General features: G+C 73.3%; 13 protein-coding genes. 6 read left to right on the top strand and 7 right to left on the bottom strand.

The window, feature by feature from the left end; all coding sequences use genetic code 11:
• Nucleotides 1-78: 78 nt before the first annotated feature.
• The 4 genes from ACFQZY_RS09190 to ACFQZY_RS09175 all read right to left on the bottom strand — a co-directional run bounded on the left by ACFQZY_RS09190 (nt 79) and on the right by ACFQZY_RS09175 (nt 2,526).
• Nucleotides 79-585, bottom strand: coding sequence for a copper chaperone PCu(A)C (locus ACFQZY_RS09190; RefSeq protein ID WP_377415329.1), 507 nt, complete (start codon nt 583-585; stop codon nt 79-81).
• A gap of 22 nt (nt 586-607) precedes the next feature.
• Nucleotides 608-1,168 (bottom strand): YcnI family protein, encoded by a 561-nt coding sequence (locus tag ACFQZY_RS09185; protein WP_377415328.1) that lies wholly within the window; start codon nt 1,166-1,168, stop codon nt 608-610.
• 89 nt (nt 1,169-1,257) lie between these two features.
• Nucleotides 1,258-1,611, bottom strand: coding sequence for a hypothetical protein (locus ACFQZY_RS09180; RefSeq protein ID WP_377415327.1), 354 nt, complete (start codon nt 1,609-1,611; stop codon nt 1,258-1,260).
• A gap of 33 nt (nt 1,612-1,644) precedes the next feature.
• Nucleotides 1,645-2,526, bottom strand: coding sequence for an amino acid ABC transporter substrate-binding protein (locus tag ACFQZY_RS09175; protein ID WP_377415326.1), 882 nt, complete (start codon nt 2,524-2,526; stop codon nt 1,645-1,647).
• A 158-nt stretch (nt 2,527-2,684) separates the two neighbouring features.
• Between ACFQZY_RS09175 and otsB the strand changes: the two genes are divergently transcribed.
• Genes otsB through ACFQZY_RS09160 form a run of 3 tightly spaced genes read left to right on the top strand, consistent with a single transcriptional unit; the run spans nt 2,685 to nt 6,647 of the window.
• Nucleotides 2,685-3,428: a trehalose-phosphatase gene (otsB, locus tag ACFQZY_RS09170; RefSeq protein ID WP_377415325.1), complete on the top strand. Its 744-nt coding sequence runs from the start codon at nt 2,685-2,687 to the stop codon at nt 3,426-3,428.
• A complete protein-coding gene (locus tag ACFQZY_RS09165) occupies nt 3,425-5,212 on the top strand; it encodes a glycoside hydrolase family 15 protein (RefSeq protein ID WP_377415324.1) in 1,788 nt (595 codons plus the stop codon). The genes otsB and ACFQZY_RS09165 overlap by 4 nt, the downstream gene beginning before the upstream one ends.
• Before the next feature lie 16 nt (nt 5,213-5,228).
• The gene (locus ACFQZY_RS09160; RefSeq protein ID WP_377415323.1) at nt 5,229-6,647 is read left to right on the top strand and encodes a trehalose-6-phosphate synthase; all 1,419 of its coding nucleotides are present in this window, start codon (nt 5,229-5,231) and stop codon (nt 6,645-6,647) included.
• Nucleotides 6,648-6,679: 32 nt separating this feature from the next.
• Here the strand turns inward: ACFQZY_RS09160 and ACFQZY_RS09155 are convergent, their stop codons facing one another.
• Nucleotides 6,680-7,696, bottom strand: a complete 1,017-nt coding sequence (locus tag ACFQZY_RS09155; protein ID WP_377415322.1) for a fumarylacetoacetate hydrolase family protein — start codon at nt 7,694-7,696, stop codon at nt 6,680-6,682.
• 101 nt (nt 7,697-7,797) lie between these two features.
• Here ACFQZY_RS09155 and ACFQZY_RS09150 point away from each other — a divergent pair, with 101 nt between their 5' ends.
• Both ACFQZY_RS09150 and ACFQZY_RS09145 read left to right on the top strand, forming a co-directional pair.
• Nucleotides 7,798-8,793 (top strand): DUF3108 domain-containing protein, encoded by a 996-nt coding sequence (locus ACFQZY_RS09150; RefSeq protein ID WP_377415321.1) that lies wholly within the window; start codon nt 7,798-7,800, stop codon nt 8,791-8,793.
• A gap of 102 nt (nt 8,794-8,895) precedes the next feature.
• Nucleotides 8,896-9,168: a DUF3567 domain-containing protein gene (locus ACFQZY_RS09145; RefSeq protein WP_377415320.1), complete on the top strand. Its 273-nt coding sequence runs from the start codon at nt 8,896-8,898 to the stop codon at nt 9,166-9,168.
• On the opposite strand, the gene ACFQZY_RS09140 is transcribed toward ACFQZY_RS09145, so the two are convergent.
• Nucleotides 9,158-10,225 (bottom strand): AbrB family transcriptional regulator, encoded by a 1,068-nt coding sequence (locus ACFQZY_RS09140; protein WP_377415319.1) that lies wholly within the window; start codon nt 10,223-10,225, stop codon nt 9,158-9,160. The genes ACFQZY_RS09145 and ACFQZY_RS09140 overlap by 11 nt on opposite strands.
• 47 nt (nt 10,226-10,272) lie before the next feature.
• Here ACFQZY_RS09140 and ACFQZY_RS09135 point away from each other — a divergent pair, with 47 nt between their 5' ends.
• On the top strand, nt 10,273-11,007 hold the full coding sequence (locus ACFQZY_RS09135) for a ChaN family lipoprotein (protein ID WP_377415318.1): 735 nt from the start codon (nt 10,273-10,275) through the stop codon (nt 11,005-11,007).
• A gap of 12 nt (nt 11,008-11,019) precedes the next feature.
• Here ACFQZY_RS09135 and ACFQZY_RS09130 read toward each other — a convergent pair whose 3' ends face one another.
• Entirely contained in the window at nt 11,020-12,354 is a 1,335-nt protein-coding gene (locus ACFQZY_RS09130) for an aminotransferase class III-fold pyridoxal phosphate-dependent enzyme (protein WP_377415552.1), read from the bottom strand.
• Between the last annotated feature and the right edge of the window lie 10 nt (nt 12,355-12,364).

Genomic DNA, 12,364 nt, shown 5'->3' with positions numbered 1-12,364 from the left:
GTTCGCAACGAGCTTATCAGGCTGCGACCGCACGGGCCATGCCGCGAAACGCGCAGGGGCCTGTGCGCGACGCAGGCCTCAGTGCCGGTGCGTACCCGGGTGCGCGCCGGCGGGGTGGTGCGCCGGCGCCTCGGCGCCACCGGGGGCGCGCACGGCCACCGGCACCTGCAGCTCGAGCCGGCGCTCGGCGCCCCGCGCATCGCGCAGCACCAGGGTCAGCGGCACGCGGGTCTCGGCCTTCAGCGGCACCTTGAGCTGGGTCAGCATCAGGTGGTGGCCGCCGGGGCGCAGCTCGACGGCCTGGCCGGCGGGCAGGGCCAGCGAGGGCAGGGGCCGCATGCGCATGATGTCGCCGTCCATCTTCATCTCGTGGATCTCGGACACGCCCGCCACCGGGGTGCTCACGCCCACCAGGGTGAGCGACTCCGCCGCGGTCAGGCGCATGAACGCGCCGGTGCCGCTCTGGCCGGGCACGGCGGTGCGGATCCAGGCGCCGTCGACCTGGAGGCCGGGGACCTGGGCGAAGGCGGAGGCGGCCGCCAGGGCCAGGGACGTGGCCAGGCCACGCAGGAACAGGGGCTTCATGGGGATCTCCTGGGGGAAATGATCAATGCGCGTGGGCGCCCGCGCCGCCGGCGGGCAGGATGTCCAGGGCCGGGGCCGGGGATTGCAGGGCGGAGGCCTTCTGGCCGGGGCCGGGGACCTGCACCCAGTCGTGGCGGCCCTGGACGCACACCTGGCGCACCGGCCAGTGCAGCGTGCCGGCGGCCTCGGGCAGGCGGGCCTGCAGCACGAACTCGTCGTAGTGCGCGGCGTCCAGCATGTCCTCGGGGGTGCGGGCGGTCCAGGTGATGCGCACCACATCCTCGGCGACCGGCTTGCCGTGGTTCATGTACGGGGCGGCGAGCACGGCGCGCTCGATGGCGACCTGCCAGCCCGGGCGCGGCATGGGGCGCGCGCCGCGCACCCCGGCAGGGATCTCGACGATGACCTGGCGGGTCGGCGAGTCGCCGCAGCCATGGCTGATGCGGAAGGCGGCCTTGTAGGTGGTCCCGGCCAGGGCGGCGGGCCACTCGAGGGTGACATGGGCGCGGGCGGGCAGGCCCGCCAGGGTGGCGGAGGCGACGGCGCACACCAGGGCGGCGCGCGCAGGAAGGCGATGGATCATGGAACGGAAACGGTCTCGGCGGGGGCAGGCGGTCCTGCCATCCCTCCACGGAACGGGCCGCGGCGCACCGGGCGCGCGCGGACGAAGGCTCAGGCGTGGAGGGCGGCCGGCGGGCCGCGCGCCGGCAGGGGCGCATGGGCGGCGCGCGTGACGGGGGCCGGCGTCCCCCACCCCGGCTCGCCGCCGGTGGGCACGGCACCGGCGGCCACCGGCGCGGCGACGGGCAGCGGGCCGGCCAGCGGCTGGCACAGGGGGCACTGCATCGCCGCGGCCCCGGCCGGGGCGTCGGCATCGCCGGCCTGGAGCTTCATGGCGCCACCGGCGCACACGACCTCCAGCACCTGGGGCTGCACCGCGGGCGCGGCGACCGCGACGCCCAGCGCGAGCAGCCACGCGGCCAGCACCAGGCGGGCAAAGCGGGTCATGTCACGCAGGGATCGCATGGGTGCGGATTATCCCCGAGCCCCCGCCCGGCTTCAGCGGAAGCGGGCGTGGGCCTCGCGCAGCTCCGGGCTCATGGGCAGGGACAGGCCCTTGCGCGCCAGCGGGTTCGGGCGCACCAGCCACTTGTCATGCAGTTCGGCGAAGCGGCCGCTCGTGACCAGGTGGGCGAAGCTGGCGTCGACCAGTTGCTGCAGCTTCGGGTCCTGCGCGAAGGCAATGGCGATGGGCTGCGGAGCGATCGGCGTGGGCAGCAGCCGGAAGCTGGCGGCGTCGGGCAGGTCGGCCACCGCGCCCCGCAGCAGCACCTCGCCGCGCGCCCAGGCCGCGGCCTGCCCCAGGCGCAGCTTCGAGAGCGCGTCGTCGGCGTTGAGGGCGCGCACGATGCGCAGGTCCAGCGCGTTGTCGCGGCTGTACGCCTGCATGATCCCGTCGGCCGGGGTGCGTCCCAGCACCACCACGGTCTGGCCCCGCAGGTCGCTCAGGGTGGTGAAGGGGTGGGGATGGTGCGTGAGCAGCTTGACCGTGGAAATGAAGATCGGCGCCGAGAAGCTCATGACCTGGCGGCGCTCGGCGGTGTCGGTGACGCTGGCGCACAGCAGGTCCACGGTGCCGGCCTGTACCGCGCGGTTGAACTGGTCCGACGCCACCGGGATCAGGCGGGTGCGCAGGTCGAGGCGCGCGAGCTCGAGCTTGATGCGCTCGGCGATGACGGCGCACAGGTCCAGGCTGAAGCCGGCGGGGCCGTCGGGCCCCTTCGCCGAGAACGGCGGCGCGCCCTCGCTGTAGCCGATGTTGATCTGCCCCCGCTCGGCGATGCGCCGGAGCACGTCGGGCGATTGCGCCTGCGCCGGCAGGCACAGCAGGGCGAGCGCCGCGAACAGCAGGCGGGCCACGGAGGATGCGAAGGCATTCATGGTCGAAGTTCAGAGGTCTTTGGTTTGATTCTGTTACGGCACCCCCACCCGCCACAAGCCACCGTCGTGCCCGGGCCACGCGCGTCGGCCGCCTCCTACGCAGGGCGGCGCTCTCCAGAGGCGCCGTCCGGCCGTGGCGGTTGCTAGGGTCGTCCGGCATGACGGCCTGCCTGGACTTCCTCTGCCCCGCCTGCGCGCTGTTCCTCGACTTCGACGGCACGCTGGTGGACATCGCCGACCACCCCGAGGCCGTGGTCGTGCCCCGGGGGCTGGTGGACACGCTGGCGCGCACCCAGGCCTGCCTCGGGGGCGCGGTGGCCGTCGTGAGCGGCCGGCCGATCGCCCAGATCGACCGCTTCCTCGCGCCGCTGGTGCTGGGGGCGGCCGGGGTCCACGGCGCCGAGCGCCGGCGCGCCGACGGCAGCCTCACCGGCCTGCCGCCGCCGCCGCTGGCGCGCCCGCTGGAGGCGGCGCAGGCGCTGCAGCGGGCCTACCCCGCCCTGGTGGTCGAGTCCAAGCGGGCCTCGGTGGCCCTGCATTACCGGCGCGCCCCCGAGCTGGAGCCGGTCTGCATGGCGGCCATGCAGGATGCGGTGGACCACTGCCCCGGGCTGGCGCTGCTGCAGGGGAAGATGGTGGTCGAGGCCAAGCCGGTGGAGGCCACCAAGGGCCGCGCCATCGAGGCCTTCCTCGAGGAACCGCCGTTCCAGGGCCGGCTGCCGGTGTTCATCGGCGACGACGTGACCGACGAGGCCGGCTTCGCCGCGGTCCAGCGCCTGGGCGGGCTCGGCGTCAAGGTCGGCGAGGGCACCAGCATGGCCACGCACCGCCTGGCCGACCCGGCGGCCATGCGCGGCGCGCTCGAGGCGGCCCTGGCCCACGCGGCGGGGAGCGGGCGATGACCGCGACGCCCTCCCTGAACCTGGGCGTGGTCGGCAACTGCGCGTACTCCGCGCTGGTCGACACGTCCGGCGCCGTGGTCTGGTGCTGCCTGCCCCGCTTCGACGGCGACCCGGTGTTCAACGCCCTCCTCGACCCGGGCGAGAGCGGCAGCCTCTGGGCCTTCGAGCTGGAGGACTTCGCCCGCAGCCTCCAGCGCTACGAACCCAACACCGCGGTGCTGCGCACCGAGCTGTACGACCGCCAGGGCCAGGGCATCGCCATCACCGACTTCGCGCCGCGCTTCGTGAACCGCGGACGCATGTTCCGCCCGCTCACCCTGGTGCGCCGGGTCCAGGTGATCGGCGGGTCGCCGCGCCTGCGCGTGGTGCTGCGCCCGCGCTTCGACTGGGGCCGCAACCTGCCCCAGATCACCCAGGGCAGCACCCACATCCGCTATGTCGGCACGCACGGTGCGCTGCGCCTGAACAGCGACGCGCCGCTGTCGTACATCCTGGCCGAGTCGTTCTTCGTGGCGGACCGGCCGATGAACTTCATCCTCGGCCCCGACGAGACCCTGCTGACCGGTATCGAGGACACGGCCCGCGGCTTCGAGCAGGAGACGCTGGCCTACTGGCGAGGCTGGTCGCGCGCGCTGTCGCTGCCGCTGGAGTGGCAGGACGCGGTGATCCGCGCCGCCATCACGCTCAAGCTCTCGCTGTTCGAGGACACCGGCGCCATCGTCGCCGCGATGACCACCAGCATCCCCGAGGCGCCGAACAGCGGCCGCAACTGGGACTACCGCTTCTGCTGGCTGCGCGACGCCTTCTTCGTGGTGCGCGCGCTGAACGGCCTGTCCGAGGTGGCGACGATGGAGGACTACCTGCGCTGGCTGCAGAACGTGGTGGTGCGCTCGCGGGGCGGGCACATCCAGCCCCTGTACGGCATCGGCCAGGAGACCACGCTGCCCGAGTCGGTGCTGCCGCACCTGCCCGGGTACCGCGGCATGGGGCCGGTGCGCGTGGGCAACCAGGCCGCCGAGCACTTCCAGCACGACGTGTACGGCAACATCGTGCTGGGCGCGGCGCAGGCGTTCCACGACCACCGCCTGTTCCGCCGCGCGGGGCGCGCCGAGTTCGGCGCGCTCGAGGCGGTGGGCGAACAGGCCTGGAGCGTGCATGACCAGCCCGACGCCGGCATGTGGGAGCTGCGCACCCGGGCGCGGGTACACACCTCCTCGGCGCTGATGTCCTGGGCCGCTTGCGACCGCCTGGCCAAGGTGGCCCACACCCTGGGGCTGCCCGAGCGGGCGGCGTTCTGGCGCGAGCGGGCCGGGGTGGTGCGCGAGCGCATCCTGCGCGAGTCCTGGAGCGAGGAGCGGCAGGCCTTCGCCGAGAGTTTCGGCGGGCGCGACCTGGACGCCAGCGCGCTGCTGATGGCGGAGGTCGGCTTCATCGACCCGCGCGACCCGCGCTTCATCTCGACGCTGGACGCCCTGGAGCGCTCGCTGTGCGACGGGCCCTTCATGCGCCGCTACGAGGCGCCCGACGACTTCGGCCGGCCGGAGACCGCCTTCAACATCTGCACCTTCTGGCGCATCGACGCGCTGGCCCGCATCGGCCGGCGCGAGCAGGCGCGCGAGATTTTCGAGCTGATGCTCGCCAGCCGCAACCCGCTGGGCCTGCTGTCCGAGGACACGCACGCGGGCACCGGCGAGATGTGGGGCAACTTCCCCCAGACCTACTCCATGGTCGGCCTGATCAATGCCGCGGTGCGGCTGTCGACCTCCTGGGACGCGGTGATCTGAAACCGAGGGCCCCGAGGTGCCGCGCCTGGTCGTCGTCTCCAACCGCGTGGCCGACCCGCGCAAGACCGCGGCCGGCGGCCTGGCCGTGGCCCTGGCCGAGGTGCTGCACAACACCGGGGGGCTGTGGTTCGGGTGGAGCGGGCGGGTCGTCGAGAAGGCCGAGGGCGGCGCGCCCGGCGAGGGCGCCACCCACCGCCACCACGCCGGCCCGGTGACCCTGGTGACGGTGGACCTGGCACGCGAGGACCACGACGCCTACTACCTCGGCTACGCCAACGGCGTGCTCTGGCCGGTGTTCCACTACCGGCTGGACCTGGCCGACTTCGACGCCGGCTACATCACCGGCTACCTGCGCGTGAACCAGCTGTTCGCGCGCCTGCTCGCCCCGCTGCTGCGGCCGGACGACCTGGTCTGGGTGCACGACTACCACCTCGTGCCCCTGGCCAGCGAGCTGCGCGCGCTGGGCTGCCAGCAGCGCATCGGCTTCTTCCTGCACATCCCGCTGCCGCCGCCGATGATTCTGGCGGCGATCCCGGGGCACGACTGGCTGGTGCGCGGGCTGTGCGCCTACAACCTGGTGGGGTTCCAGAGCCAGGTCGACCACGAGCACTTCTGCCGCTACATCCAGCGCGAGGCGCTGGCGCAGGACATGGGCGAGGGGCGCTGGCGCGTCTTCAACCGCACGGTCCAGGCGGGTGCATACCCGATCGGCATCGACGTCGGCGAGTTCACGGCCCTGGCCGACACCCGCGAGGCGCGCGAGATGCACCAGCGCATGACGCGCGAGTACTCGCGCCGCAAGCTGCTGGTGGGGGTGGACCGGCTGGACTACTCCAAGGGCCTGCCCCAGCGCATGCGCGCCTTCCGCGAGCTGCTGCGGCAGCACCCGGAGACGCACCACAGCGCCACGCTGGTCCAGATCGCGTCGCCGAGCCGGGAGGACGTCAGCGCCTACACCGAGATCCTGCACGAGCTCGAGAGCCTGTGCGGCTCCATCAACGGCAACTACGGCGACCTGGACTGGATGCCGGTGCGCTACATGCACCGCACGGTGGCCCGCACCCGGCTGCCCGGGCTGTACCGGGCCTCGCGCGCGGCGCTGGTCACGCCGCTGCGCGACGGCATGAACCTGGTGGCCAAGGAGTTCGTCGTCGCCCAGGACCCGCAGGACCCGGGCGTGCTGGTGCTCTCGCGGTTCGCCGGGGCCGCCGAGCAGCTCACCGAGGCGCTGCTGGTGAACCCGTACGACTCCGAGGGAACGGCAGCGGCGATCCACCTGGCGCTTCAGATGCCGCTCGAGGAGCGCCGTACGCGCCATGCGGCGCTGCTGGATACCTGCCGCCGCTTCGACGTGCACTGGTGGTGCGACACCTTCCTGGCGGCGCTGCGCAAGGCGCAGGCCGAAGAATCGGGCACGCCATGGCTGCGCCTGTGACCTGCCCACAGCGCCCGGCGCGGCGCGGGAGATCAGTCCGCGTGGGGCGCCACGATCTCCTGGTCGATTGCGCCGAAGACGCTCTGGCCGTCGCGGCCCTTCATCTCGATGCGGATGGTGTCGCCGTACTTCATGAATGGCGTGGCGGGCTTGCCATCGAGCAGCATCTCCATGGCGCGCTTCTCAGCGATGCAGCTGTAGCCCTTGGGCCAGGACTTGCGGCCGTCCGGGCCTTCGACGCCGCGGTTGCTCACCGTGCCGGAGCCGACGATGCTGCCGGCGCGGACGTTGCGCGTGCGGCAGATGTGGGCGATCAACTGGCCGAAGTGGAAGGTCATCTCCTCGCCGGCCTCGCACAGGCCGACCTTGCGGCCGTTCCAGGTGCTTTGCAGGGTGAGGTGCACGCGGCCGCCCTGCCACGCCTCGCCGAGTTCGTCGGGCGTGACGGCGACCGGGCTGAAGGCGGTCGCCGGCTTGCTCTGGAAGAAGCCGAAGCCCTTGGCGAGTTCGTCGGGGATCAGGTTGCGCAGGCTCACGTCGTTGGCCAGCATCAGCAGGCGCACGCCCTCCAGGGCCTCGTCCGGGCCGGCGCCCATCTTCACGTCGCCGGTGACCACCGCGATCTCGGCCTCGAAGTCGATGCCGTACTCCTCGCGCGGCACGAGCACCGGGTCGCAGGGGCCCAGGAAGTCGTCGCTGCCGCCCTGGTACATCAGCGGGTCGCTGTAGTAGGAGGCGGGCACCTCGGCGCCGCGCGCGGCGCGCACCAGTTCCACGTGGTTGATGTAGGCCGAGCCGTCGGCCCACTGGTAGGCCCGCGGCAGCGGCGCCATGCAGCGCGCCGGGTCGAACGGGAAGGCATGGCGCGCCTTGCCGTGGTTCAGCGTGGCGTACAGGTCCTGCAGCTGGGGCGAGATGAAGTTCCAGTCGTCCAGCGCCTGCTGCAGGCGGCCGGCGATGCCGGTCGCGTAGTGGGCGGTGGAGAGGTCGCGGGAGACGACCACGAGCTGGCCATCGCGCGAGCCATCCTTGTACGTTGCGAGCTTCATGCTTTAGGCTTGTTCCATCGGTTTGAGAAAGGGGCGATCGTGCACAGCGTCCAGGTCCGGCACGCGGGCCCGCGAACCCCTGATGCTACGGGAGCGGCGCGATGAGCCGCCGCCTGCGCCCGCCCGGCCCCCTGGCCTGGATCGCCGCGGCGGTGACGGCGGCCCATGTGGCCTTGCTCCAGGCGCTGCTTCCCGCGACTCCGGCGGCCGCCGGAGCCCCGCGCACGTTCGAGGTCCGGCAGCTGCCGGCCCCCTCCCCCCTGGCCGCACCCGCAGGACCCGCAGAGCCCACCGTCCTCGCCGCGGCCGCCCCGGCGCCTGCGCCTCGCGCCACCACGGCCCCCGCGCCACGGCCGCCGGCCCCGGTCGCCGCGCCTGCGGACAGACCGGCCGCACCGGCCGTGGCGGCCGCCGCTGCCCCGCACCCGCCGCACCCGGCCCCCGCAGGCGCCCCGCAGCGCGCGGTGGTCCCGCCCCCGGTGCGGCTGCATTACGCCCTGACGGGCCAGGCCCGCGGCCTGCCCCTGTCCGGGCAGGCGGACCTGGCCTGGCGGCATGACGGCCAGCGCTACGAAGCGCGGCTCGAACTGTCCAGCCTGCTCGCCTCCCGGATCCAGGAAAGCCGGGGCCGCCTCACCCCCTCCGGCCTGGCGCCGGAACGCTACGGCGAACGCACCCGCCGCGAAGAGGCCGCCCATTTCGACCCGGCCGCCGGCCGGATCACCTTCAGCGGCAACCAGCCGGAGCAGGCCCTCGCGCCCGGGGCCCAGGACCGCCTGAGCGTGCTGCTGCACGTGGGGGCGCTGCTGGCGGGCGACCCCGCGCTGCGCCGGCCGGGCCGGGTGATCGCGGTGCAGACCGCCTCGACGCGGGACGCGGACACCTGGCATTTCTCGGTCGAGGCCCAGGAGGAACTGGCCCTGCCGGGCGGGCACCAACGGGCGCTACGTTTGCAGCGCCTGCCCCGCAAGGAATTCGACCAGAAGGTCGAACTCTGGATCGCCCCGGGCCTCGACTACCTTCCGGTGCGCGTGCGCCTGACGCAACCCTCGGGCGACTGGCTGGACCAACAATGGGCCGGGTCCGACAGGAACTGAAGGCCTCGCCCCCGGTCTCACCCTCTGAGGGGTGGCGCAGTGAGCCGGTCGGCCTTGAAACCGGCCGGAACGTTGTTAACTGGAGCGCTGGAAGGAGGCACCATGCACATGCTCTATGACTCCGACGCCTTCGTCGTCGTGCACATGCAGGCCAACGCACCCGCAGAGGGCGAGCCTGAGCCCAACGTGGCCCGGCACGGCTTCGAGATCGTCGACAAACGCTCCAACAAGGAGGTCTACCTGGACGGCTCCTGGGCCGAGGCGTTCCAGCGCCAGATCAATGCCTGGCAGGAGAACACCCCCACCCAGGAAGAAGTCGAGGAAACCCTGGACGGCTACGCCGAGCTGGCGCAGAACCCGCTGGTCATGCACTGACCTGGCGGCGCCGCAGCCACCGGTGGACGGGCGCCACCAGCAGCAGCACCGCCACCAGGCGGCAGACCTGGAACGCCGTCACCACCGGCACGCCCAGCTGGAGCACCTTGGCGGTGATCGCCATCTCGGAGATCCCGCCCGGCGAAGTCCCCAGCACCAGGGTGGCCGGATGCAGGCCCGTCCCCCACGCCAGCAGGGCCCCGAAACCCGCGCACAAGGCGATCATCACCACCGTTCCCGCACCCACCGCCATCAGCCAGCGTGGCGCCGTGCGCACGAATTCCGCCCGGAAACGCACCCCCAGGCTCACCCCGATCACGAGCTGGGCCGCATTGATGGCCCAGGGCGGCAGGGCGGACAGCTCGATCCCCGCCATGGTCAGGCCCATGGACGCCCCCAGCGCGCCGACGAACCAGGGGTTGGCCCAGCCCAGTCGCCGCATCACGAAGGCGCCGGCCAGGGTGGCGGCGCCCAGCACCGCCAGCTGGGGCCAGGCCACCACGCGCAGCGCGGGCTGGGCCACATCCAGCCCGTGCAGGCCGCTGAAGGTGAAGGCGAAGGGGATGGTCACGGTGACCACCAGCAGGCGCAGGCTGTGTGCCGCGGCCACCAGGTCGGTGCGCGCGCCCTCACGCTCGGCCAGCAGCGTCATTTCCGAGGCGCCGCCGATGGCCCCGGCGAAGTAGCTGGTGGCCCACCGCACCCCGCCCTGCTCGGGCATGTCGCGGGCCACCACCCGGTCCAGCCAGCAGGCGAAGCCCCAGCCCAGGACCAGGGCCCAGACGATGGCGATGGCGACCGCCCACCACAGGCGCAGCACCAGGGCGGTGACGTCGGGCGTGAAGTACAGCCCCAGCGCGGCGCCGATGGCCCACTGGCCGGCGTTGCGGACCGGGGCCGCGCTGGCGGTAGGCAGGCCGCGCAGGGAGGCCAGGGCGGTGACCAGCAGGGGGCCGATCATCCAGGGCAGGGGCAGGTGCAGGGCCCGCCACGCGAGCGCGGCGGCCCAGGCGGCGGCCAGGGTGGCCAGGACGCGGAAGGCGGAACGGGGAGACATGAGGCAGGCAGGCGCGGCCGGGGGCGGCCGGCGCGTAGTATCCCCTGATGCAAGGAACGGTCCTGATCGCACTGGCCGCGGCCGCCGCCGCATTCGCCGCCGGCGACGCCCTGCCCCCCGAGGCGGCCCGGGCGCTGCCGGCCGACGCCCTGCTCCTGGGCGAGCAGCACGATGCCCCCCGCCACCAGCGCCTGCACCACGACACGGTGCGGGCGCTCGCGGCCCGGGGGCAGCTGGCGGCCCTGGCGCTGGAGATGGCGGACCAGGGCGCGTCCACCGCCGGCCTGCCGCGCGACGCCGGCGAGGAGGCGGTACGCGCCGCCCTCGGCTGGCAACCCCGGGCCTGGCCCTGGGAACCCTATGCGCCGGCGGTGATGGCCGCGGTGCGGGCCGGCGTGCCGGTGCTGGGGGCGAACCTGCCCCGGGAGCGGCTGCGGGCCGCCATGGCCGACGCCTCGCTGGACACCCGCCTGCCCCCCGAGGCGCTGGCGCGCCAGCAGGAGGCGGTGCGCGCCGGGCATTGCGACCTGATGCCCGCCGCCCAGGTGGGGCCGATGGCCCGGGCCCAGGTCGCGCGGGACCGGGCCATGGCCGACACGCTGGCGCAGGCGCTGCAGCCCGGTCGCACCGTGGTGCTGCTGGCGGGCAGCGGCCATGTCGACGCCGGGATCGGCGTGCCGCGCCACCTGCCGCAGGGCGTGGTGGCGCGGTCGGTGGCCTGGACGCCCGAGCCGCCGGCCCGGGACTACTGCGCCGAGCTGCGCAGGCAGATGGGGCGCTGAGCCCGCGACCGGTCAGGCGTGGCGGCGGATCGCGTCGGCCAGGGTGTTCACCATCTGGTCGATGTGCGACTTCTCCACGATGTAGGGCGGGGCGATCACCAGCACGTCGCCGGCCGGGCGCACCAGCGTGCCGCGCTTGAAGCAGTCGACGAAGACGTCGTAGGCGCGCTTGCCCGGCAGGCCCGCCACCGGCGCGAGTTCGACCGCGGCGGCGCAGCCCAGGCTGCGGATGCCGATGACGTTGGGCAGGCCCTTGAACGCCGAGTGGAAGGCGTCGCCCAGCACCCGGCCCATCTCGCCAGCGCGCGCGAACAGCTGCTCCCGCTCGAACAGCTGCAGCGTGGCGATGGCCGCGGCGCAGGCCACGGGGTGGCCCGAGTAGGTGTAGCCGTGGAAGAACTCGATCACGTGCTCGGGCGCGTCGGTCTTCATCATCTGGTCGTAGAGGCGGTCGCGGCAGATCACGCCGCCCAGGGGGATGACGCCGTTGGTGACGCACTTGGCGAAGTTCAGCATGTCGGGCACCACGCCGTACCAGTCGGAGGCGAAGGGCGTGCCCAGGCGGCCGAAGCCGGTGATGACCTCGTCGAAGACCAGGAGGATGCCGTGCTTGTCGCAGATCTCGCGCAGGCGCTGGAGGTAGCCCTTGGGCGGGATGTACCAGCCCGAGCTGCCGGCCACCGGCTCGACGATGATGGCCGCGACGTTGCCCGGGTCATGCAGCGGCAGGATGCGCTGCTCCAGTTCCAGCAGCGGGTCCTCGGCCCAGACCGGCTCCTCGTGGTGTATGTAGGCATGGTTCACCGGGTCGTGGATGAACCGCAGGTGGTCCACCCGCGGCAGCATCGCGGTGCCGAACACCTTGCGGTTGGCGGGGATGCCGCCCACGCTCATGCCGCCGAAGCCCACGCCGTGGTAGCCGCGCTCGCGGCCGACGAAGACGTTGCGGTGGCCCTCGCCGCGGGCGCGGTGATACGCCAGCGCCAGCTTCATCGAGGTGTCGGCGGCCTCGGAGCCGGAGTTGCAGAAGACCACCTTGTTCAGGTCGCCCGGGGCCAGGGCGGCGATCATGCCGGCGGCCTGGAAGGCCTGGTCGTTGGAGACCTGGAAGGCGGTGGCGTAATCGAGCGTGTCGAGCTGGCGCTTGATCGCCTCGTTGATCGGCGCGCGGTTGTGGCCCGCGCCCACGCACCACAGGCTGGAGATGCCGTCGATGACCTGGCGCCCGTCATGGGTGGTGAAGTGCATGCCGTCGGCCGCGACGAAGACGCGCGGGTCCTTGCGGAAGCCCCGGTTGGGAGTGAACGGCAACCAGTGGTTGTCCATGGAAAACTCGTTGTAGGCCATGCTTCGATCC

It is taken from the genome of Ramlibacter sp. GCM10027632 (assembly GCF_042675325.1).
GTDB lineage: Bacteria > Pseudomonadota > Gammaproteobacteria > Burkholderiales > Burkholderiaceae_C > Ramlibacter.
Note: the sequence above shows the minus strand (reverse complement) of the source record. Positions and strands in the feature narration are given on the sequence as shown.

Excerpts from the sequence above, each read along its gene's own strand:
- ACFQZY_RS09190 (WP_377415329.1), bottom strand. The coding sequence starts at position 585 with ATGAAGCCCCTGTTCCTGCGTGGCCTGGCCACGTCCCTGGCCCTGGCG.
- ACFQZY_RS09185 (WP_377415328.1), bottom strand. The coding sequence starts at position 1,168 with ATGATCCATCGCCTTCCTGCGCGCGCCGCCCTGGTGTGCGCCGTCGCC.
- ACFQZY_RS09180 (WP_377415327.1), bottom strand. The coding sequence starts at position 1,611 with ATGCGATCCCTGCGTGACATGACCCGCTTTGCCCGCCTGGTGCTGGCC.
- ACFQZY_RS09175 (WP_377415326.1), bottom strand. The coding sequence starts at position 2,526 with ATGAATGCCTTCGCATCCTCCGTGGCCCGCCTGCTGTTCGCGGCGCTC.
- otsB (WP_377415325.1), top strand. The coding sequence starts at position 2,685 with ATGACGGCCTGCCTGGACTTCCTCTGCCCCGCCTGCGCGCTGTTCCTC.
- ACFQZY_RS09165 (WP_377415324.1), top strand. The coding sequence starts at position 3,425 with ATGACCGCGACGCCCTCCCTGAACCTGGGCGTGGTCGGCAACTGCGCG.
- ACFQZY_RS09155 (WP_377415322.1), bottom strand. The coding sequence starts at position 7,696 with ATGAAGCTCGCAACGTACAAGGATGGCTCGCGCGATGGCCAGCTCGTG.
- ACFQZY_RS09150 (WP_377415321.1), top strand. The coding sequence starts at position 7,798 with ATGAGCCGCCGCCTGCGCCCGCCCGGCCCCCTGGCCTGGATCGCCGCG.
- ACFQZY_RS09145 (WP_377415320.1), top strand. The coding sequence starts at position 8,896 with ATGCACATGCTCTATGACTCCGACGCCTTCGTCGTCGTGCACATGCAG.
- ACFQZY_RS09140 (WP_377415319.1), bottom strand. The coding sequence starts at position 10,225 with ATGTCTCCCCGTTCCGCCTTCCGCGTCCTGGCCACCCTGGCCGCCGCC.
- ACFQZY_RS09135 (WP_377415318.1), top strand. The coding sequence starts at position 10,273 with ATGCAAGGAACGGTCCTGATCGCACTGGCCGCGGCCGCCGCCGCATTC.
- ACFQZY_RS09130 (WP_377415552.1), bottom strand. The coding sequence starts at position 12,354 with ATGGCCTACAACGAGTTTTCCATGGACAACCACTGGTTGCCGTTCACT.